15 protein-coding genes and 1 tRNA gene are annotated in these 20,912 nt (G+C 71.6%); 12 read left to right on the top strand and 4 right to left on the bottom strand.

The annotated features are described in order from the left end of the window. The 3 genes from LIV55_RS04420 to LIV55_RS04410 form a co-directional block, all read right to left on the bottom strand. Positions 1–3,849 carry a multifunctional oxoglutarate decarboxylase/oxoglutarate dehydrogenase thiamine pyrophosphate-binding subunit/dihydrolipoyllysine-residue succinyltransferase subunit gene (locus tag LIV55_RS04420; RefSeq protein WP_229299290.1) on the bottom strand — a complete coding sequence of 1,283 codons (3,849 nt, stop codon included), beginning with the start codon at positions 3,847–3,849 and terminating at the stop codon, positions 1–3. Between the two features lie 122 nt (positions 3,850–3,971). Beyond that, positions 3,972–4,772: an ABC transporter permease gene (locus LIV55_RS04415; protein WP_229299289.1), complete on the bottom strand. Its 801-nt coding sequence runs from the start codon at positions 4,770–4,772 to the stop codon at positions 3,972–3,974. Then, complete coding sequence (locus LIV55_RS04410) at positions 4,769–5,731, bottom strand: ABC transporter ATP-binding protein (RefSeq protein WP_229299288.1); 963 nt, start codon at positions 5,729–5,731, stop codon at positions 4,769–4,771. Before LIV55_RS04410 ends, LIV55_RS04415 begins: the two co-directional genes overlap by 4 nt. A 399-nt stretch (positions 5,732–6,130) precedes the next feature. Between LIV55_RS04410 and LIV55_RS04405 the strand changes: the two genes are divergently transcribed. From LIV55_RS04405 to LIV55_RS04385, 5 genes are all read left to right on the top strand, one after another. Beyond that, a complete protein-coding gene (locus LIV55_RS04405; RefSeq protein ID WP_229299287.1) occupies positions 6,131–6,427 on the top strand; it encodes a GIY-YIG nuclease family protein in 297 nt (98 codons plus the stop codon). A 350-nt stretch (positions 6,428–6,777) separates the two neighbouring features. Further along, the gene (locus LIV55_RS04400) at positions 6,778–8,112 is read left to right on the top strand and encodes a hemolysin family protein (RefSeq protein ID WP_123092065.1); all 1,335 of its coding nucleotides are present in this window, start codon (positions 6,778–6,780) and stop codon (positions 8,110–8,112) included. After that, entirely contained in the window at positions 8,109–9,137 is a 1,029-nt protein-coding gene (locus tag LIV55_RS04395; protein WP_123092064.1) for a hemolysin family protein, read from the top strand. Before LIV55_RS04400 ends, LIV55_RS04395 begins: the two co-directional genes overlap by 4 nt. A 126-nt stretch (positions 9,138–9,263) precedes the next feature. Then, positions 9,264–10,850 (top strand): sodium-dependent transporter, encoded by a 1,587-nt coding sequence (locus LIV55_RS04390; protein ID WP_229299286.1) that lies wholly within the window; start codon positions 9,264–9,266, stop codon positions 10,848–10,850. After that, positions 10,847–11,011 (top strand): methionine/alanine import family NSS transporter small subunit, encoded by a 165-nt coding sequence (locus LIV55_RS04385; protein ID WP_123092062.1) that lies wholly within the window; start codon positions 10,847–10,849, stop codon positions 11,009–11,011. The genes LIV55_RS04390 and LIV55_RS04385 overlap by 4 nt, the downstream gene beginning before the upstream one ends. Before the next feature lie 426 nt (positions 11,012–11,437). Here the strand turns inward: LIV55_RS04385 and LIV55_RS04380 are convergent. After that, positions 11,438–11,510, bottom strand: a tRNA-Arg gene (locus LIV55_RS04380). A 133-nt stretch (positions 11,511–11,643) separates the two neighbouring features. Between LIV55_RS04380 and argS the strand changes: the two genes are divergently transcribed. The 7 genes from argS to LIV55_RS04345 all read left to right on the top strand — a co-directional run bounded on the left by argS (position 11,644) and on the right by LIV55_RS04345 (position 20,912). Next, positions 11,644–13,287, top strand: a complete 1,644-nt coding sequence (gene argS, locus LIV55_RS04375; RefSeq protein WP_229299285.1) for an arginine--tRNA ligase — start codon at positions 11,644–11,646, stop codon at positions 13,285–13,287. A 16-nt stretch (positions 13,288–13,303) separates the two neighbouring features. Further along, positions 13,304–14,755, top strand: a complete 1,452-nt coding sequence (gene lysA / locus LIV55_RS04370; RefSeq protein WP_068278010.1) for a diaminopimelate decarboxylase — start codon at positions 13,304–13,306, stop codon at positions 14,753–14,755. A gap of 20 nt (positions 14,756–14,775) precedes the next feature. Further along, complete coding sequence (locus LIV55_RS04365) at positions 14,776–16,113, top strand: homoserine dehydrogenase (protein ID WP_229299284.1); 1,338 nt, start codon at positions 14,776–14,778, stop codon at positions 16,111–16,113. A 4-nt stretch (positions 16,114–16,117) separates the two neighbouring features. Further along, positions 16,118–17,218: a threonine synthase gene (gene thrC, locus LIV55_RS04360; protein WP_229299283.1), complete on the top strand. Its 1,101-nt coding sequence runs from the start codon at positions 16,118–16,120 to the stop codon at positions 17,216–17,218. An 11-nt stretch (positions 17,219–17,229) separates the two neighbouring features. Next, a complete protein-coding gene (thrB, locus tag LIV55_RS04355) occupies positions 17,230–18,246 on the top strand; it encodes a homoserine kinase (RefSeq protein ID WP_229299282.1) in 1,017 nt (338 codons plus the stop codon). Positions 18,247–18,497: 251 nt separating this feature from the next. Further along, positions 18,498–20,363 (top strand): transcription termination factor Rho, encoded by a 1,866-nt coding sequence (gene rho, locus LIV55_RS04350; protein ID WP_229299585.1) that lies wholly within the window; start codon positions 18,498–18,500, stop codon positions 20,361–20,363. A 174-nt stretch (positions 20,364–20,537) separates the two neighbouring features. Beyond that, positions 20,538–20,912 (top strand): response regulator transcription factor, encoded by a 375-nt coding sequence (locus tag LIV55_RS04345; RefSeq protein WP_123092057.1) that lies wholly within the window; start codon positions 20,538–20,540, stop codon positions 20,910–20,912.

Below are 20,912 nucleotides of genomic sequence, written 5' to 3'. Positions count from 1 at the left end.
TCAGCGGTCGAAGGCGGCCTGCATGAGCGCCGCCTGCTCCGCCGCGTGCTTCTTGGCCGTGCCGGCCGCGGGCGAGGCGCTCGCGGGACGGGCGACGACGCGCAGCGGGCGCTGCTCGCCGTGCTCGGCCAGGGCCTGCGGCAGGTTGAGCGCGAGGAAGGGCCAGCCGCCCATGTTCTGCGGCTCCTCCTGCACGATGACGACCTCGGCGTTCGGGTACTGCGCGAGCGCCTCGGCGAGCTCGGCGCCGGCGAGCGGGTAGAAGCGCTCGAGACGCAGGATCGCCGTCGCGTCGTCGCCGCGCTTCTTGCGCTCGGCCTCGAGGTCGTAGATGACCTTGCCGCTGGCGATGATGACGCGGTCGACCTTCTCGCCCGTGGGGCCGTCACGGTCGGGGAGCACCGGCTGGTAGCTGCCCTGCGTGAAGTCCTCCGGCACGCTGGCCGCGGCCTTGAGGCGCAGCATCGACTTCGGGGTGAAGACGATGAGCGGACGACGCGGCCGGCTGTACGCCTGACGACGCAGCAGGTGGAAGTAGCTCGCCGGCGTCGAGGGGTAGGCGACCGTCATGTTGTTCTGCGCGCACAGCGTGAGGAAGCGCTCGATGCGGGCGGACGAGTGGTCCGGCCCCTGGCCCTCGTAGCCGTGGGGGAGCAGCAGGACGACGGAGGAGTTCTGGCCCCACTTCTGCTCCGAGGAGGAGATGAACTCGTCGACGATCGTCGCCGCGCCGTTCCAGAAGTCGCCGAACTGCGCCTCCCAGAGGACGAGGGCGTCGGGCCGCTCGACGGAGTAGCCGTACTCGAAGCCCATCGCCGCGAACTCGGAGAGCAGCGAGTCATAGACCCAGAAGCGGGCCTGACCGGCGCCGAGGTAGTTCAGCGGCGTCCACTCCTCCGCGGTCGCCTTGTCGATGAGGACCGCGTGCCGCTGCACGAAGGTGCCGCGGCGGCTGTCCTGACCTGTGAGGCGCACGGGGGTGCCGTCGAGGAGCAGCGAGCCGAAGGCGAGGAGCTCGCCGGTGGCCCAGTCGATGCCGCCCTTGTGCACGCTCTCGGCACGCTTGGCCATGGCCTGCGCGAGCTTCGGGTGCACGGTGAAGTCGCTCGGCGGGTTGGCGAAGATGTCTCCGATCGCGTGCAGGTCGGTCTCGGAGATCGCCGTCTCCGCAGCGCCGCGGCGCGGGGCGTCGCTCGACTGCGAGGTCGGGCGCTCGAGACCGGCGTTGTCGTCGACCTCGGAGGAGGAGTCCTCGTCGCGCTCCTGGGCCGCGGGGGTGCCGGCCTTGAGGGCCTCCTTCGTCTCGACGAAGACGCGCTCGAGCTGGGCCTGGTAGTCCTTGAGCGCCGCGGCGGCCTCGTCGGAGGTGATGTCACCGCGACCGATGAGGGACTCCGTGTACAGCTTGCGCACCGAGCGCTTGGACTCGATGAGGTTGTACATGAGCGGCTGCGTCATCGAGGGGTCGTCGCCCTCGTTGTGACCGCGGCGGCGGTAGCAGACCATGTCGATGACGACGTCCTTGTGGAACGCCTGGCGGAAGGCGAAGGCGAGCTCGGCGACGCGCACGCACGCCTCCGGGTCGTCACCGTTGACGTGGAAGATCGGCGCCTGGATCATCCGGGCCACGTCGGTGGAGTACACCGAGGAGCGGCTCGAGGACGGCGCGGTGGTGAAGCCGACCTGGTTGTTGATGACGACGTGGATCGTGCCGCCCGTGCGGTAGCCGCGCAGCTGCGACTGCTGCAGGGTCTCGGCCACGACGCCCTGGCCGGCGAAGGCCGCGTCGCCGTGGATGAGGATCGGCAGGACGGGGAAGTCCTCGCCGCCGCGGTTGAGCCGGTCCTGCTTGGCGCGCACGATGCCCTCGAGCACCGGGTTGACCGCCTCGAGGTGGCTGGGGTTCGCGGCGAGGTAGACCTTGGTCTTCGAGCCGTCGTCGCCGGTGAACTCGCCCTCGGTGCCGAGGTGGTACTTGACGTCGCCGGAGCCCTGGACCGAGCGGGGGTCGAGCTGACCCTCGAACTCGCGGAAGATCTGGCCGTAGCTCTTGCCGGCGATGTTCGCCAGGACGTTGAGGCGCCCGCGGTGCGGCATGCCGATGCCGACCTCGTCGATGCCCTCGGTCGCGGCGTTGGACAGGATGCGGTCGAGCATCGCGATGACGGACTCGCCGCCCTCGAGCGAGAAGCGCTTCTGGCCGACGAACTTCGTCTGCAGGAAGGTCTCGAAGGCCTCGGCGGCGTTGAGCCGGCGCAGGATGCGCAGCTGCTCGTCGCTCGTGGCCCGCTTGTAGCCGACCTCGACGCGGTCCTGGATCCACTTGCGCTGCTCGGGGTCCTGGATGTGCATGTACTCGATGCCGGTGCTGCGGCAGTAGCTGTCGCGCAGGATCCCGAGGATCTTGCGCAGCTTGAGGAAGGACTCGCCGCCGAAGCCGCCGGTGGCGAAGTTGCGCTCGAGGTCCCACAGGGTCAGGCCGTGGCTCGTGATGTCGAGGTCGGCGTGGCGACGCTGCTTGTACTCGAGCGGGTCGATGTCGGCCATGAGGTGGCCGCGCACCCGGTAGGCGTGGATGAGCTCCTGGACGCGGGCGACCTTGTTGATGTCGTCGTCGTGCGTGGCGGAGATGTCCTGGACCCAGCGCACCGGCTCGTAGGGGATGCGCAGGCTCTCGAAGATCTCGTCGTAGAAGCCGTGCTGCCCGAGGAGCAGCTGGTGGATGATCGCGAGGAACTCGCCGGAGCCGGCGCCCTGGATGATCCGGTGGTCGTACGTCGAGGTGAGGGTGAGCAGCTTGCTCACGGCGTTGCGCGCGATCGTCTCGGCGCTCGCGCCCTGCCACTCGGCGGGGTAGTCCAGCGCGCCGACGCCGATGATGGCGCCCTGGCCCTTCATGAGCCGCGGGATGGAGTGGACCGTGCCGATGCCGCCGGGGTTGGTCAGCGAGATCGTCGTGCCCTGGAAGTCCTCGACGGTGAGCTTGTTGTCGCGGGCCTTCTTCACGACGACCTCGTAGGCCGCCCAGAACTGGCTGAAGGTCATCGTCTCGGCGCCCTTGACGGAGGGCACGACGAGCGAGCGCGAGCCGTCCGGCTTGGGCAGGTCGATGGCGATGCCGAGGTTGACGTGCGCCGGGTTGACGAGGACCGGCTTGCCCTTCTCGTCGGTCGTGTAGCCGACGTTCATCGACGGCATCTTCGTCAGCGCCTTGACCATCGCGTACCCGATGAGGTGCGTGAAGGACACCTTGCCGCCGCGGGCGCGGCCGAGGTGGTTGTTGATGACGACGCGGTTGTCGATGAGCAGCTTCGCGGGGACCGCGCGGACCGAGGTCGCGACGGGCACCTCCAGCGAGGCCTCCATGTTGGACACGACGCGGGCAGCGGCGCCGCGAAGGGGGACCGTCTCGTCCTCGCGCTGCGAGGGCGCCTCGACCTTCGGCTTGTCGGGGTCGCGCGGCGTGGGCGCCGCCGTTTCCTTGACGTCGGCGTTCTTCGCGCTCGTCGTCGAGCTCTTCGCGGCAGGGGAGGCCTTGGGCTCGGATGTGGCCGGCTCGGCCTTCTTCTCCGGGGCCTTGGCGGGTGCCTTGGCCGGAGCCTTCGCGGGTGCCTTGGCCTCCTGGGTCACCGGCGCCTTCGCGGGAGCCTTCGCCTGCTGCGCCGGGGCGGCGGGGGACTGGCCGTTGCCCCCCTTCGCCTCACCCGGTCGGTAGCTCTCGAAGTAGGACCACCACGCCTTGTCGACGAGGTTCTTGTCCTGCTTGTACTGCTCGAAGAGCTCGTCGACGAGCCATTCGTTCGGACCGAAGTCGCTGAGGTTGGTGGGGCCATCAGGCTGGTCGGGCACGGCGGGTACGCCTCTTTCCACAGGTCGCGTCAGGTCAGCCCGCAGCCACGGGCCGCACCCGGCAAGCCTAACGCGAACGCCCCTCCAGGTCGGAGGGGCGTTCGCGCTTCGAGCAGGCTCGATCAGGTGACGTCCTGGCGCGACGCGCGGAGCACGCCGAGACCGGCGAGGACGACCGCGTACGCGGTGAGCGTCAGGGCCCCGGCCCACCACGAGAGCGGCTCGGCCATGCCCGGTCCGGACATCGTCACCGGGTCGATCATCGCGTTCGTCGCCTGGCTCGGGAAGAACTTCACGACGTGCTCGTTGGCGAAGTCGTTGAAGGACAGCCCGAAGCCGACGAGGGGCTCGACGATCCACGCGGTGCCGATGCCGACGAGCAGCGCGGCGACCATGTTGGGGATGAGGATGCCGACGCCGAGCCCGATGAGCGCCCACAGGGCGAGGGCGAGCAGGCTGAGCGCGAGCGAGCGCAGGATCTCGACGTCGGGGAAGGGCTCGATGCCGCGCATGCTGAGGACGACGGCGCCGACGCTCACCGAGCCGAGGAGGCTGACGAGGCCGTAGCCGATGCCGATGACGACGAGGGCGAGGACCTTGCCGAGCAGGGCCTTCATCCGGCGCGGGGTGGCCAGGAAGGTGCCGGTGATCGTCTTGTGCCGGTACTCCGAGCCGATCTGCATGACGCCGATGGTCAGCAGGAGCAGGTAGCCCACGCCGAGACCCGCGGTGTAGACGGTGTTGGCGACCTGGGCGTCGGTGCCCGACATCACTGGCGCACCGGTGCCCGGGTCGTCGATCGTGTAGACGACGGCGAAGAAGCCGGCGAAGACGGCGCCCGCGAGGAAGATGCCGAGGGCCATCGCCCACCACATCCGCGTCGTGCGCAGCTTGAGGATCTCCGAGCGGATGACGCTGATCATTCGTTCGCCCCTTCCTGACCGATGAGAGCGTCCTGCTCCACCGGGGCGTCCTGAGTCGAGTAGTTGCGGCTCGTGCCGTCGGTGAGCGCGAAGAAGAGCGACTCGAGGTCGCCGCTGCGGCTCGTCAGCTCCCACACCGGCAGGCCGGCGCGCAGGGCGACGTCGCCGATGAGGCGCAGGTCGTCGGTCTCGACGACGAGACCGCCGTCGGCGGGCTGGGCGGTGACGTCGGCGATGCGCAGCGCGCCGGCGAGCGCGTCGGCGTCGGAGGTGCGCACGAAGCACTTCGCCCCGCCCTGCACCTCTTCGAGCGTGCCGGAGCGCACGAGGCGGCCGTTGGCGATGATGACGACGTCGTCGGCCGTCTGCTGGACCTCGCCGAGCATGTGGCTGCTCACGAGGACGGTGCGGCCCTCGCTGGCGAGGTGGCGCAGGAAGCCGCGCATCCAGCGGATGCCCTCGGGGTCGAGACCGTTGTTGGGCTCGTCGAGGAGGAGCACCTCGGGGTCGCCGATGAGGGCGCCGGCGAGACCGAGGCGCTGGCGCATGCCCATCGAGTAGCCGCCGGCCCGCTTGCGGGCGGCGGCGGGGATGCCGACGAGCTCGAGCAGCTCGTCGACCCGGGAGTCGGGGATGCCGGCCGTCGAGGCCATGACCCGCAGGTGGTCGCGGCCGCTGCGCCCCGGGTGGAAGGAGGTCGCCTCGAGCGCCGCGCCGACCGTCGTCAGCGGGCTCGGCAGGTCGCGGTAGCGCGTGCCGCCGATCGTCGCCTGCCCGGCCGAGGGCTCGACGAGACCGAGCAGCATCCGCAGGGTCGTCGTCTTGCCCGCGCCGTTCGGCCCGAGGAAGCCCGTCACCCTCCCTGGTCTGACGTCGAAGCTCACGTCGTCGACGGCGGTGAAGCCCCCGAAACGCTTGGACAGGTTGCGCACCTCGATCGCGGTGCCGCGGTCGGCCATCCTGCTCTCCCTCTGGCGCACACGCGCCGGGTCGTCACTACGGTCTCTCGGTCGAGACCCATCGAACCAGGGCCACCTCACCCCGCACATCCACCCCAGGTCTGAGCCCCCCTCCCCCCGAGGGATGAGCCGTCTCTGGTCGAGGTGCGAGGAGTCTTTGCCGGTCGAGGTGCGACGAAGAAGTTCTTGGTGGTTGAGGTGCGACGAAGGAGCCTCGAAACCACACAGCCGGGTTTCGAGGCTCAGGCCTGGCGGCCTTCGCACCTCAACCACCGAACGTCCCGCTGGTCGAGGTGCGGGGAAGACCGTTGGTGGTCGAGGTGCGACGGAGGAGCCTCGAGACCACGGACCCTGTGGATGACTCACCGGCCGCGAGCGGGGCCTCTGCTGAGATCAGCCATGCCCCACGTCTACATGCTCCGCTGCGCCGACGGCAGCTACTACGTCGGCAGCACCCGCGACCTGCAGAAGCGTCTGCAGCAGCACGCGACCGGTCTGGGCAGCCGCTACACGAGCTCCCGCATGCCCGTCGAGCTCGTGTGGTCGCAGGAGACCGAGACGATCCCGCAGGCCTACGCCCTCGAGAAGCAGGTCCAGGGCTGGTCGCGAGCCAAGCGCGAGGCGCTGATCGCCGACCAGTGGGACGTCATCGTCGAGAGATCACGGCGAAGGGGTGGCCGTCCCCCCGGTGGTTGAGGTGCGAAACCACGCGGGGTTGGTCTCGAGGCTCGTCGCTGCGCTCCTCGCACCTCGACCAGCAAAGGGGCCTTTGGTGGTTGAGGTGCGAGGGCCGCTAGGCCTGAGCCTCGAAACCGTGCGGGGGTGGTCTCGAGGCTCCTTCGTCGCACCTCGACCAGCAAAGGATCCTGCACCTCGAAACCGCGCGTGGTCTCGAGGCTCCTTCGTCGCACCTCGACCAGCGAAGGCTCCTGCACCTCGACCAGCAACACCGCTCCTCGCACCTCGGCCAGCGAAGGCTCTCGCACCTCGGCCGGCGAAGGCTTCCGCACCTCGACCGGCGGTGCGGACCGTAGGATCGCGACATCATGACGCCCTGGTTACTCCTGCTCCTCGGTGTGCTCCTCACGCTCGGCACGGCCCTCTTCGTCGCCGCAGAGTTCTCGCTCGTCGCCCTCGACCGCCCGACGGTCCAGCGGGCCGTCGACGCCGGTGACTCCCGGGCGCAGCCGGTGCTCATCTCCCTTCGCCGCCTCTCCACGCTCCTCGGTGCGTGCCAGGTCGGCATCACGATCACGACCCTCGTCCTCGGCTTCGTCGCCAACCCCGCGATCGGCGCGCTCATCACCCCGCTGCTCGAGGCCGCCGGGCTCGGCCCGCGCGGGGCGGCCAACACCGCGAGCGTCATCGCGCTGCTCCTCGCGACGGGCTTCTCGATGATCGTCGGCGAGATGGTGCCGAAGACCCTCGCGGTCTCCGCCCCGCTCGGCACGGCGAAGGTCGTCGCCACCCCGATGCGCGTCATCGCCACGCTCCTGCGACCGATGCTCTTCGTGCTCAACGGCTCCGCGAACTGGGTGCTCCACCGCCTGGGCATCGAGCCGCAGGAGGAGCTCTCCGCGGCCCGCAGCCCCGCCGAGCTCGCCTCGCTCGTGCGCACCTCCGTCGAGGCCGGCACGCTCGACTCCGGCACCGCCCGTCTCGTCACGCGCTCGCTCGGCTTCGGCGAGCAGACCGCCGCGGACGTCATGACCCCGCGCAACCGCGCGACCTCCATCGACCGCACCGCGAGCGCCGAGGAGCTCGTCGCGCTCGCCCGCGCGACCGGGCACTCCCGCTTCCCCGTCACCGGCGAGGACTGGGACGACGTCGACGGCGTCGTGCACGTGAAGAAGGCCATCGCCGTGCCCCACGAGAAGCGCGCGGCCGTGCCGATCTCCGCCCTCATGGTCGCGCCGGTCATGGTCCCCGAGACCCTGCGCCTCGACCCGCTGCTCCTCCAGCTGCGCGACGCGGGCCTGCAGTTCGGCGTCGTCGTCGACGAGTACGGCGGCACCGCCGGTGTCGTCACCCTCGAGGACCTCGTCGAGGAGATCGTCGGCGAGGTGAGCGACGAGCACGACCGCAGCCAGACCACCGGCCGTCAGCTGCCCGACGGGTCGTGGACCGTGCCGGGCCTGTGGCGCCCCGACGAGGTGCGCGAGCGCTTCGGCGCCGAGGTGCCCGAGGGGTCCGCCTACGAGACCGTCGGCGGCTGGGTCATGCACGAGCTCGGCCGTGTGCCCTCGGTCGGTGACGTCGCCACCCTCGACGGGTGGCAGGTCACCGTCGTCGACATGGAGGCGCGCCGGGTCGACCGGCTGCGCTTCACCCCGACCTCGACCGACGACCAGGCCACGACCGAAGGGGGTGAGCGCGCGTGATCACCGTGATCATCACCGTCGTCCTGCTGCTGCTCAACGCCTTCTTCGTCGGCGCCGAGTTCGCCGCGATGTCCGCCCGGCGCAGCCAGCTCGAGCCGCTCGCCGACGCGGGGGACAAGCGGGCCGCGCTCGCCGTCGAGGCGCTCCAGCACACGGGCGTCATCCTCGCGACCTGCCAGCTCGGCATCACCGTGTGCTCGGTCCTCCTCGGTGCGATCTCCGAGGCGGCGCTGCACCACGCCCTCGAGCCCGTGATGATCCGCCTCGGTGTGCCCGAGGGGCTCACCGACGCGACCTCGCTCGTCCTGGCGATCCTCGTCGTCGTCTACCTCCACGTCGTCGTCGGCGAGATGGTGCCGAAGAACATCTCGATCTCCGGCCCCGAGCGCGCGGCCCGCTGGCTCGTGCCCCCGCTCGTCGTCGTCATGCGCCTCACGCGCCCGATCATCGCCGGCATGGACTGGCTCTCGAAGGCCCTCGTGCGGGCGATGGGCATCGAGCCCAAGGACGAGCTCGCCACCGCCTTCACCGTCGAGGAGGTGCAGACGATCGTCGAGGAGTCGCACCGCGAGGGCCTCGTCGAGACCGACAAGTACGGCCTCGTCGGCGCCGCGCTCGAGTTCTCCGACAAGGACGCCGCCGACGTCGGCATCCCCGTCGCCGACCTCGTCACCGTCCCCGTCGACGCGACGCCCGACGACATCGAGCGGCTCGTCGCCCGGCACGGCTTCTCGCGCTACCCGACGGTCGACGGCTCCGGCGAGCTGAGCGGCTACCTCCACCTCAAGGACGTCCTCTACGCCGACGACGTGCAGCGCTCGCAGCCCGTGCCCGTCAAGCGGGTCCGGCGCCTGGCGACCGTGCAGCGCGCCGACGAGGTCGAGGACGTGCTGCGCACGATGCAGCAGACCGGTGCCCACGTCGCCCGGGTCATCGGCGACGAGGGGGCCACCCTCGGCGTCGTCTTCCTCGAGGACGTCATCGAGGAGCTCGTCGGCGAGGTCACCGACTCCACCCAGCGCTGACCCCCCTTCGCCCGGCGCCCCGGTCTCAGCCCGCGACGCCCGCTGCGGGTGCCCCGACGTCCGTGGCACCGTGCTCGGTGCCGCGAGCCAGGTCGTCTGCTCGCGGTGCACCGACGAGGGAGTGACGTGAGCACCACGAGCAGCACCACCTCCGGCGAGCTCGCCGGGGCGTCCGAGAAGAGCGGCTTCGGCACCCGCAAGGCCTTCATCTTCGCCGCCATCGGGTCGGCGGTCGGCCTGGGCAACATCTGGCGCTTCCCGTACGTGGCCTACGAAGGGGGCGGCGGCGCCTTCCTCGTGCCGTACCTCGTCGCGCTGCTGCTCGCCGGCATCCCGATGCTCTTCCTCGACTACGCGATGGGGCACCGCTACCGCGGGTCCGCGCCGCTGGCCTTCCGACGGATCTCGAAGCGGGGCGAGTGGTTCGGCTGGTGGCAGGTGCTCATCACCGTCGTCATCGGCATCTACTACCCCGCGATCATCGCCTGGGCGATCCGCTACACCGGCTTCTCGGTCGACAAGGCGTGGGGGAGCGACCCCGAGGCCTTCCTCTTCGGCGACTTCCTCCGGGCCGCGGAGACCCCCGGGCCGACGCTCGACGTCGTGCCGGGGGTGCTGATCCCGATGGTCGTCGTGTGGGTCGTGACGCTCGGCGTGCTCGCCCTCGGCGTGCAGGCCGGCATCGGCCGGACCGCGATCATCTTCATCCCCGCGCTCGTCATCGCCTTCGCGATCCTCGTCGTCGTCGCGCTGACGCTGCCGGGCGCGAGCGTGGGGCTCAACGCCCTCTTCAGCCCCGACTGGTCGGCGCTCGCCGAGCCCGGGGTGTGGGTGAGCGCCTTCGGGCAGATCTTCTTCAGCCTGTCGGTGGGCTTCGGCATCATGATCACGTACGCGAGCTATGTCGGTCGCAAGACCGATCTCACCGGGTCGGGGGCGGTCGTCGCCTTCTCGAACTCGAGCTTCGAGCTGCTCGCCGGTGTCGGCGTCTTTGCCGTCCTCGGCTTCCTCGCGAGCAGCTCGGGCCAGCCGGTCGACGAGGTCGTCGCGCAGGGCATCGGGCTGGCCTTCGTCGCCTTCCCCGCGATCCTCAACGAGGCACCCGCGGGCGTGCTCCTCGGCGTGCTCTTCTTCGGCTCGCTCGTCGTCGCCGGGCTCACCTCGCTCATCTCGATCGTCGAGGTCGGCATCAGCGCGATCCGTGACAAGACCGGCGCCGGCCGCGTCGCCGCGACGATGATCATCGGGCTGCCGATGGCCGTCATCTCCTGCGTGCTGCTCGGCACGACCGGCGGGCTGTACGTGCTCGACACGGTCGACAACTTCATCAACAGCTTCGGCATCCTGCTCGTCGCCGCGCTGTCGATGCTCGCCATCGGGTGGGTGTGGCGCCGGCTGCGCCCGCTCGCCGACCACATGAACGTCCACAGCTCGATCCGGCTCGGCGCCTGGTGGCGGGTGCTCGTCGCCGTCCTCGTGCCCCTCGTCCTCGTCGTCATGCTCGTCCTCGAGCTCGTCGACAACGTCGAGACGCCGTACGAGGGCTACCCGAGCTCGCTGCTGTGGACCTTCGGGTGGGGGCTCGTCATCGCGCTGCCCGTCATCGCGCTGCTGCTCGCGCGGCTGCCGTGGCAGCGGGGGATCGAGCTCGACGACCCGGGCAGCGACCAGCTCGCCGACGACCACGCCGACACGACCGGGGGTGCCCGATGACGACGACCGCGATCCTCATGATGCTGCTGGCCATGGGTACTATCTGGGGCGGCCTGGTCGTCTCGGTGATCTGGCTCGTGCGAAGCGACCGCCGGGTCGCCGCCCGCGAGGCGGCGCGCGCCGGTGGGACCGGGGCGGGGACCACGCGCGGGGAGGGCTGACCCCCTTCGCTGCCACCCAACCCCGCTAGACCCCCGGCTACCACGCCGTACTGGTCGTGATCACGACCACTACGGCGTGGTGGCCCGCGTCGTCGGTGGGTGGGTCGGACCGCCGCGAAGGGGGACGACCTGCTGCGGGTCGGACGTGCTGGCGGGGTCCGTGCCGGGTGACTCCGCCCTTGCCCCGTACGTACGGGGCAGGGCTCTAGTCACGCGAAGAGGGGGAGAAGTCTCGCTCTGGGCCTGGCGATCTCGTCGCGGCCGGTGCTCGGTGCTCCCGTCGGCGCTCTCGCTGCATTCGAGGCGTCTGCTGCTTCTGCCATGGGCTGTGTGGGGTGCCCCCGTCGGTGCTCTCACTGCGTTCGAGGCGCCTGTTGCTTCTGCCATGGGCTCCGCTCGGCGCCCGCGGAGCGGGCTGCCGATCGGTGCCCCCGGCAGGATTCGAACCTGCGGCCCCTGGTACCGGAAACCAGTGCTCTATCCCCTGAGCTACGGAGGCGTGCGCCCGACGGTGCGGGCGCCGGTGCAGGTTAGCACCGCGCGGGCCGGGGCCTCGCATCCGCACCATCGCGGCACCCGGCCGTGCTGGACACCCGCCCGGGCCCCGCGCCACGGCTCCTAGACTCCTGCGGGTGACCCCCGAAGAGCTCGCCACCGCGATCCGTCATGCCCTGACCGCTGCCGTCGACGCCGGTGACCTCGCCGTCGACGTCCCCGACGTCGTGCGCGTCGAGCGACCCAAGGCCAAGGGCCACGGCGACTGGAGCACCAACGTCGCGATGCAGCTGGCGAAGGGGGCCGGTCGGCCCCCGCGCGACGTCGCGACCGTCATCGCCGACCACCTCGGCCGCGCGGACGGCGTCGCCGAGGTCGAGGTCGCCGGTCCCGGCTTCCTCAACATCACCCTCGACGCCGCGAGCGCCGGCGAGCTGGCCCGCACCGTCGTCGAGGCCGGTGACACCTTCGGCCACGGCACGAGCGAGTCCGGGCGCACGATCAACCTCGAGTTCATCTCGGCCAACCCGACCGGCCCGCTGCACATCGGCCACACCCGCTGGGCCGCGCTCGGCGACGCGATGCGCCGGCTGCTCCAGGCCACCGGCGCCGACGTCACGGCTGAGTACTACATCAACGACGCGGGCGCCCAGATGGACAAGTTCGGCGCCTCCGTCCTCGCGAGCATGCGCGGCGAGCCCACCCCGGAGGGCGGCTACCCCGGCGCCTACGTCGACGACCTCGCCGCGACCGTGCGCGAGCAGCGCCCCGACGCCGCCGACCTGCCCGACGACGAGGCCCTGCCGCTCGTGCGCTCGCTGGCCTACCAGGCCCAGCTGCGCGACATCCAGCAGACCCTCGCCGACTTCGGCGTGCACTTCGACGTGTGGTTCTCCGAGGTCGAGCTGCACGACGGCGGCGCCGTCGACGGCGCGGTCGCCCGGCTGCGCGAGCAGGGCCACGTCTACGACGAGGGCGGCGCCGTCTGGCTGCGCACCACCGACTTCGGCGACGACAAGGACCGCGTCCTCATCCGCGCCGACGGCATCCCGACGTACTTCGCCGCCGACGCCGCGTACTACCTGAGCAAGAAGGACCGCGGCTACGACGAGAAGATCTACCTCCTCGGCGCGGACCACCACGGCTACATCGGCCGGCTCAAGGCCATCGCGGCGTGCGCGGGCGACGACCCGCAGCACAACATCGAGGTCAAGATCGGCCAGCTCGTCAACCTCGGCGGCGCGAAGCTGTCCAAGCGCGCCGGCAACATCATCGAGCTGCGCGACCTCGTGTCGTGGATCGGCGCCGACGCCGTGCGCTACAACCTCGAGCGCTACCCGGCCGACAGCCCCCTCTCGCTCGACGGCGAGGAGCTGCGCAAGCAGACCAACGACAACCCGGTCTTCTACGTGCAGTACGCCCACGCCCGCACGGCCAACGTCACGCGCCTGGCGATCGAGGACGGCGTGCTGCGCGAGGAGGGCTTCGCCCCCGAGCTGCTCGTCGACCCGACCGAGGCCGCGCTCCTGGCGATCATCGGCGACTTCCCCCGCGTCGTCGCCCAGGCGGCCGAGCTGCTCGAGCCGCACCGCGTCTCGCGCTACCTCGAGGACCTCGCCACCCGCTACCACAAGTGGTACGACACCTGCCGCGTGCGCCCCCTTCGCGACGAGGAGGTCACCGACACCCACCGCACCCGGCTGTGGCTCAACGACGCCACCCGCCAGGTGCTCGCCAACGGCCTGACCCTGCTCGGGGTCTCCGCACCGGACCGGATGTGACCTCATGGCTCTGAACATGCGCGCCCACGAGGCCGGCGCCCTCCACGCCGAGGGCTACGGCGCCGCCCCGCACTGGCTGCCCTACCCCAACGACGTCATGGAGCTGCTCCCGCAGCTGTGGTCGAAGGGGGTCACCCGTGGTGACGACGGCGTCCTCGCCGTCGCGGGGGTGCCCGTCACGCAGATCGCCCGCGACTTCGGCACGGCGGCCTACGTCGTCGACGAGGACGACTTCCGCGCCCGGGCCCGCGCCTTCGCCGACGACTTCACCCGCCCCTTCGTCGCCGTCTGCGGCGGGGCCGACGTCTACTACGCGGGCAAGGCCTTCTTGTGCTCCGCCGTCGCGCGGTGGGTCATGGAGGAGGGGCTGAGCCTCGACGTGTGCAGCGGCGGCGAGCTCGCCGTCGCCCAGCGCGTCGGCTTCCCGCCCGAGCGGCTCGCGCTGCACGGCAACAACAAGAGCCTCGCCGAGATCCGCCAGGCCCTGTCCTACGGCGTCGGGCGCATCGTCCTGGACTCCCTCGAGGAGGTCGAGCGGGTCGCGCAGGTCGCCACCGAGCTCGGCGTCGTCGCCCCCGTCATGGTGCGCGTCACCGTCGGCGTCGAGGCGCACACCCACGAGTTCATCGCCACGGCCCACGAGGACCAGAAGTTCGGCTTCTCCCTCGCCTCCGGCTCCGCCGCCGAGGCGATCGAGGCCGTCCTCGCGCACGACGGCGTGCTCGACCTGCGCGGCGTGCACAGTCACATCGGCAGCCAGATCTTCGACGTCTCCGGCTTCGAGATCGCCGCCCGTCGCCTCGTCGGGCTGCACGTCGCCGTCCTGCAGGAGCACGGGCTGCACATGCCCGAGATGGACCTCGGCGGCGGCTACGGCATCGCCTACACCTCCGAGCACGACCCGATGACCCCGGCGCACCTCGGCGCCGACATGGCGGCCGTCTGCGACCGCGAGATGCGCGTGCTCGACGAGCTCGTCGAGGGCGACGCCCCCGCACCGCGCCCGCGCATCTCCATCGAGCCCGGCCGCGCCATCGCCGGCCCGAGCACCCTGTCGCTGTACGAGGTCGGCACCGTCAAGCAGGTGCAGGTCACCGGCGACGCCGTGCGCACCTACGTCAGCGTCGACGGCGGCATGAGCGACAACGTGCGCACCGCCCTCTACGGCGCCGACTACTCGTGCACGCTCGCCGGCCGCAGCTCCGAGGCCGCGCCCGCCGTGACCCGTGTCGTCGGCCGCCACTGCGAGAGCGGGGACATCGTCGTCATGGACGAGTACCTGCCGGCCGACGTCGGCCCCGGCGACCTGCTCGCGGTGCCCGGCACCGGTGCGTACTGCCGCAGCCTGTCGAGCCAGTACAACCACACCCCTCGTCCGCCGGTGATCGCGGTGCGGGACGGCCGGGCACGGGTGATCGTGCGTCGCGAGACTGTCGAGGACATCCTCGCGCTGGACGTCGACGAGTGATGGACCAAGGAGGAGCTGGCATGGACAGCGACAAGACCCCGATCCGGGTCGCCCTGCTCGGGTGCGGCACCGTGGGCGGCGCCGTGGCCCAGAAGCTCACCGGCAACGCCGCCGAGCTGGCGGCCCGCGTCGGGCGCCCGATCGAGCTCGTCGGCATCGCCGTGCGGCGCGCCGGGCGCGACCGCAGCGAGCTCGGGCTCGACCCCGCGCTCTTCACCACCGACGCCGAGGGACTGGTGACCCGCGCAGACATCGTCGTCGAGGTCATCGGCGGCATCGACCCCGCCCGTGGGCTCATCCTGCGCGCGATGGAGCACGGGGCGAGCGTCGTCACCGCCAACAAGGCGCTCCTCGCCGAGGACGGCCCCACCCTCTACGCCGCCGCCGACGCGGCCGGCGTCGACCTCTACTACGAGGCCGCCGTCGCCGGCGCGATCCCGATCCTGCGGCCGATCCACGAGTCGCTCGCCGGCGACGACGTGCGCCGCGTCATCGGCATCGTCAACGGCACGACGAACTTCGTCCTCGACGCGATGGACACGACCGGCGCGGGCTTCGGCGAGACCGTCGAGCGCGCCCAGGCCCTCGGCTACGCCGAGGCCGACCCGACCGCCGACGTCGAGGGCTTCGACGCCGCGGCGAAGGCCGCGATCCTCGCCTCCCTCGCCTTCCACACCCGCGTCTCGAGCGCCGACGTCTACCGCGAGGGCATCACCGAGGTCACCGCGAGCGACATCCGCGCCGCCCGCGAGATGGGCTGCGTCGTCAAGCTCCTCGCCATCTGCGAGCGCACGAGCGACGACGGCGGCACCGAGGGCATCTCGGTGCGCGTGCACCCGGCGATGATCCCGCGCACGCACCCGCTCGCCGCCGTCCGAGAGGCGTACAACGCCGTCTTCGTCGGCGCCGACGCCGCGGGCGAGCTGATGTTCTACGGCCAGGGCGCCGGTGGCGACCCGACGGCCAGCGCGGTCCTCGGCGACGTCGTCGCCGTCGCCCGCCACCACGTCTCCGGCGGCCGCGGCCCGGGCGAGATCGCCTACGCCGACCTGCCGGTCCTGCCCATGGGCAGCGCCCTCACGCGCTACCACATCAGCCTCGACGTGGCCGACCGCCCGGGCGTGCTCGCCGTGGTCGCCCAGGCCTTCGCCGAGCACGACGTCTCCATCGAGACCGTGCGCCAGCAGGTCGTCGTCGACGAGGACGGCGAGCCCGGGGGAGAGCCCACCTCTCACGCCCAGCTCATCGTCGTCACCCACATGGCGCCCGACGCCGCGCTCGCCGCGACCGTCGACGCCCTCGCCGCCCTCCCCGCTGTCGGCGATGTCACCTCGGTCATGCGGGTCGAAGGGAGCTAGCGCCGTGGCGCACCAGTGGCGCGGGGTCATCCGCGAGTACGCCGACCGTCTGCCGATGCTCACGGGGGCGCCGGTCGTCACCCTGCACGAGGGCGGCACCCCGCTCATCGAGGCCGAGCAGCTCTCCGAGCGCGTCGGCGCCCGCGTGCTCGTCAAGTACGAGGGGCTCAACCCCACCGGCTCCTTCAAGGACCGCGGCATGACGACCGCGATGTCGATGGCGGCGAAGTCCGGGGCGAAGGCCGTCATCTGCGCCTCGACCGGCAACACGAGCGCCTCCGCGGCCGCGTACGCGACGAAGGCCGGCATGACGTGCGCCGTCCTCGTGCCCGAGGGCAAGATCGCCATGGGCAAGCTGAGCCAGGCCATCGCGCACGGCGCGACCCTGCTCCAGGTCGACGGCAACTTCGACGGCTGCCTCGACGTCGCGCGCAAGCTCGCCGAGACCTATCCCGTCGAGCTCGTCAACTCCGTCAACCCGGCGCGCATCGAGGGCCAGAAGACCGCGTCCTTCGAGATCGTCGACGCGCTCGGCGACGCCCCGGACATCCACGTCCTGCCCGTCGGCAACGCCGGCAACATCACCGCGTACTGGCGCGGCTACCGCGAGTACGCCGAGCCCACCGAGGGCGTCTCCGGCGAGCTCGCCCCCGTCGCGACGCGCACCCCGGCCATGTGGGGCTTCCAGGCCGCCGGCGCGGCCCCGCTCGTCCACGGCCACCCCGTCGACGACCCGGAGACCATCGCGACGGCGATCCGCATCGGCAACCCCGCGTCGTGGCACCAGGCCGTGCAGGCCCGCGACGACAGCGGCGGTCTCATCGACTCCGTCACCGACGCCGAGATCCTCCAGGCGCACCGGCTGCTGTCCTCGACCGAGGGCATCTTCGTCGAGCCCGCGAGCGCGGCGAGCGTCGCCGGCCTGCTCAAGCAGCACGCCGCCGGCGCCGTCCCCGCGGGCGCGACGATCGTGTGCACCGTCACCGGCCACGGCCTCAAGGACCCGCAGTGGGCCCTGCGTACCGCCGACGGCGACGAGGTCGAGCCGGTCCGGGTGACCGCGGAGGCCTTCGAGGTCGCGCGCGCCCTCGGTCTCGACGGGTGAGCACCCCCGCGATGAGCACCGTGGGGACGAGCGCCGCCGACGTCGCCGCCGGCGCGTGGCGCGAGCCGCGGGTGGGCGCGAGCGTCACCGTCCGCGTGCCCGCCTCGAGCGCCAACCTCGGCCCGGGCTTCGACAGCGTCGGCATCGCGCTCGGCGTCTGGGACGAGTGCACGGTCACCGTCACCGAGCAGCCCGGCGTCGTCGTCGAGGTGAGCGGCGAAGGGGAGGGGGCCGTCCCCCTCGACGCGTCGCACCTCGTCGTGCGCAGCCTCGCCACGACGACCGCTCACATCGGTCTGCCGACCCCGGCCGGCCTGCACCTGCGCTGCACCAACGCCGTGCCGCACAGCCGCGGGCTGGGCTCCTCCGCCACGGCCATCGTCACCGGCGCCCTCGCGGCCGCCGCCCTGTGCTGCCCGCAGGCCACCCCCTTCGACGACGCGACGGACCCCGACGTCCGCGCGCGGCTGCTCGACGTCGTCAACCAGGTCGCGAGCGCCCTCGAGGGCCACCCCGACAACGCCTCCGCAAGCGTCTACGGGGGAGCGACGGTGTCGGTGATGACGCCCGGTGACGCCGGGCCGATCACCGGGACGACGCGGCTGCCCCTGCACGCCGACGTCGCCGTCCTCGTGTGCGTGCCGAGCACCCGGCTGAGCACGGCGCTCGCGCGCAGCGTGCTGCCCGAGTCGGTCTCGCTGTCGACCGCCGCGCAGAGCACCGCCCGCGGCGCCCTGCTCGTCCACGCGCTGACCAACGACCCGTCCGCGCTCATGGCGGGCACGGTCGACGTGCTCCACCAGGAGCACCGCCGCGCGAGCTATCCCGCGGCCATGTCGCTCGTCGACGAGCTGCGCGCGCACGGCCACGCCGGCGTCATCTCCGGGGCCGGCCCGTCGGTCCTCGTGCTCACGACGAGCACCCGGGTCGAGCAGGCCCGCGTCGTCGCGCAGAGCACGCCCGGCTGGCGCGTGCTGTCCCCAGATGTGCCGGATGACGGGTGCGCCGTCGTCACGGTGATACATTGAAGCCAGTTCCACGAGCCCCGGCGCCTCCCGTGCGCTGAGCTGGGCGGAGCTTCTCACCACCAGCAGGTTCGCCCGGTCCTCGGGCGCGCAGCGGTGGCACTCCTTGAGACCCCGCACTTGACGGGGCGCACCTGGCCTGCCCCTGAGCAGGCACGAGCGAGGGGAAAGGATCCTTCGTGACCGACACCATCACCGGCGAGCCCGGCGCCACCGCCGAGCAGCCCCCGCGCCGATCCGGCGCCCTGAGCGCGATGCGCCTGGCCCAGCTCCAGCAGCTCGCGAGCAGCATGGGCATCACCGGCACCGCCAAGATGCGCAAGAGCGACCTCGTCGCGGCCATCAAGACCAAGCAGTCCGGCTCCGGCTCGGCCCCCCAGGCCCCCGCGGCCGAGCAGGGCGAGACCACCGCCGAGGCGAAGGGGGAGCGCGCCGAGCCGCGTCGCCGCCGCGCCGAGCGTCCCGAGGGCTCCGGCCAGGGCGTCGACAGCGCCCCCCAGACCCGCGACGAGCAGCCGGCCCGCGAGGAGCAGACCCGCGAGCGTGCGCAGGGCGAGGACTCCCGTGGCGGCCGCGAGCAACGCGAGAGCCGTCGCGACGACAGCCAGCAGGGCGAGCAGCGCGAGCACCGCCGTGACCGCCAGCAGGGCGACCGTCAGCAGGGCGACCGCCAGGGCAACGACTCCCGGGGCGAGCGTCAGCAGGGCGGCAACGACTCCCGCGGCGAGCGTCGTGACGAGCGTCGTGACGACCGCCAGGGCAGCCGCGACCAGGGCGGCGCGCAGGGCAACCGCGACCGTCAGCAGGGCAACAACGGCCCCCGTGACGACGACGACGAGGGCGGCCGCCGCCGTCGCAACCGCGGTCGCAACCGCGGTCGTGACAAGCGCCGCGGCGGTGCCGGTGGCGGTCAGGACCAGGAGGAGGTGCAGGTCCACGACGACGACGTGCTCGTCCCGGCGGCCGGCATCCTCGACGTCCTCGACAACTACGCCTTCGTGCGCACGAGCGGCTACCTGCCCGGCAGCAACGACGTCTACGTCCCGCTCGGCATGGTCAAGCGCCACGGCCTGCGCAAGGGCGACGCCGTGACCGGCAAGGTCCGCACGAGCACCGACGGCGAGGGCATGCACACGGTCGGCGGCAAGAACAACCGCCAGAAGTACAACCCGCTCGTCAGCCTCGACACCGTCAACGGCATGACGCCCGACGACGCCCGCCGTCGTCCGGAGTTCGGCAAGCTCACCCCGCTCTACCCGCAGGAGCGCCTGCGCCTCGAGACCGAGCACAACGTCCTCACGACGCGGATGATCGACCTCGTCGCCCCGATCGGCAAGGGCCAGCGCGGGCTCATCGTCGCCCCGGCGAAGGCCGGCAAGACGATGGTCATGCAGTCCATCGCCAACGCGATCACGACGAACAACCCCGAGTGCCACCTCATGGTCGTCCTCGTCGACGAGCGTCCCGAGGAGGTCACCGACATGCAGCGGGCCGTCAAGGGCGAGGTCATCTCCTCGACCTTCGACCGCCCGGCCGACGACCACACGACGGTCGCCGAGCTGGCCATCGAGCGGGCCAAGCGCCTCGTCGAGATGGGCCACGACGTCGTCGTGCTGCTCGACTCGATCACCAAGCTCGGTCGCGCCTACAACCTCGCGGCCCCCGCGAGCGGGCGCATCCTCTCCGGTGGTGTCGACTCGGCCGCGCTCTACCCGCCGAAGAAGTTCTTCGGCGCCGCGCGCAACATCGAGGACGGCGGCTCGCTGACCATCCTCGCGACGGCGCTCGTCGAGACCGGCTCGCGCATGGACGAGGTGATCTTCGAGGAGTTCAAGGGCACCGGCAACATGGAGCTCAAGCTCGACCGTGGGCTTGCCAACCGCCGCATCTTCCCCGCCGTCGACATCAACGCCTCGGGCACGCGGCGCGAGGAGATCCTCCTCGCCCCCGAGGAGCTGAAGATCATGTGGAAGCTGCGTCGCGTCCTCGCGGCCCTCGACCAGCAGCAGGGTGTCGAGCTCCTCATCGACCGGCTGAAGAAGACCAAGACGAACTACGAGTTCCTCGTCCAGGTCTCGCAGAACAGCTCGATCAAGATGGACGACGACGAGATGGCCTGACCGGGCCGACCCGATCCGGGTCTCGCCGGACGAAGGGGGGACCGTCACCACGAGGTGGCGGTCCCCCCTTCGCGTCCCGACGCGCCACGGGCGTCCGGTCGAGGGCGCACGGTTCGGCAGGTACGATCGCCGCATCCACAGCCCACGCCACACCAGATCTGGGGAGCTCAGCGCATGGCGGAGCAGACGGTCGTCGTCGCCGACGACGACGACGACATCCGAGACCTCGTCGCCTTCAAGCTCGAGAACGCCGGCTACGAGGTGATCTCCGTGGCTGACGGCGACTCCGCCTGGGACCGCGTGCGCGAGGTGCGCCCGACCCTGGCCGTCCTCGACGTCATGATGCCGGGCATGTCGGGTCTGGACGTGCTGCGCGAGATCCGCGCCGATGACAGCCTGGCCGAGACGAAGGTCATCCTCCTCACCGCCCGGTCGCGCGACGTCGACGTCGACGCGGGCTTCAGCTCAGGGGCGGACGACTACCTCACGAAGCCGTTCAGCCCTCGCGAGCTCGTCCACCGGGTGAGCTCGCTGCTCGCCCGCGGCTGA

This window comes from Janibacter melonis, from assembly GCF_020567375.1.
Classification (GTDB): Bacteria; Actinomycetota; Actinomycetes; order Actinomycetales; family Dermatophilaceae; genus Marihabitans; species Marihabitans melonis.
The sequence above is the reverse complement of the archived record's forward strand: the minus strand, read 5'-3'. Positions and strand labels throughout refer to the sequence as shown.

Coding starts and splice junctions, on each gene's coding strand:
- LIV55_RS04415 (WP_229299289.1), bottom strand. CDS start 4,772: ATGATCAGCGTCATCCGCTCGGAGATCCTCAAGCTGCGCACGACGCGG.
- LIV55_RS04410 (WP_229299288.1), bottom strand. CDS start 5,731: ATGGCCGACCGCGGCACCGCGATCGAGGTGCGCAACCTGTCCAAGCGT.
- LIV55_RS04405 (WP_229299287.1), top strand. CDS start 6,131: ATGCCCCACGTCTACATGCTCCGCTGCGCCGACGGCAGCTACTACGTC.
- LIV55_RS04400 (WP_123092065.1), top strand. CDS start 6,778: ATGACGCCCTGGTTACTCCTGCTCCTCGGTGTGCTCCTCACGCTCGGC.
- LIV55_RS04385 (WP_123092062.1), top strand. CDS start 10,847: ATGACGACGACCGCGATCCTCATGATGCTGCTGGCCATGGGTACTATC.
- lysA (WP_068278010.1), top strand. CDS start 13,304: ATGCGCGCCCACGAGGCCGGCGCCCTCCACGCCGAGGGCTACGGCGCC.
- LIV55_RS04365 (WP_229299284.1), top strand. CDS start 14,776: ATGGACAGCGACAAGACCCCGATCCGGGTCGCCCTGCTCGGGTGCGGC.
- thrB (WP_229299282.1), top strand. CDS start 17,230: ATGAGCACCGTGGGGACGAGCGCCGCCGACGTCGCCGCCGGCGCGTGG.
- rho (WP_229299585.1), top strand. CDS start 18,498: ATGCGCCTGGCCCAGCTCCAGCAGCTCGCGAGCAGCATGGGCATCACC.
- LIV55_RS04345 (WP_123092057.1), top strand. CDS start 20,538: ATGGCGGAGCAGACGGTCGTCGTCGCCGACGACGACGACGACATCCGA.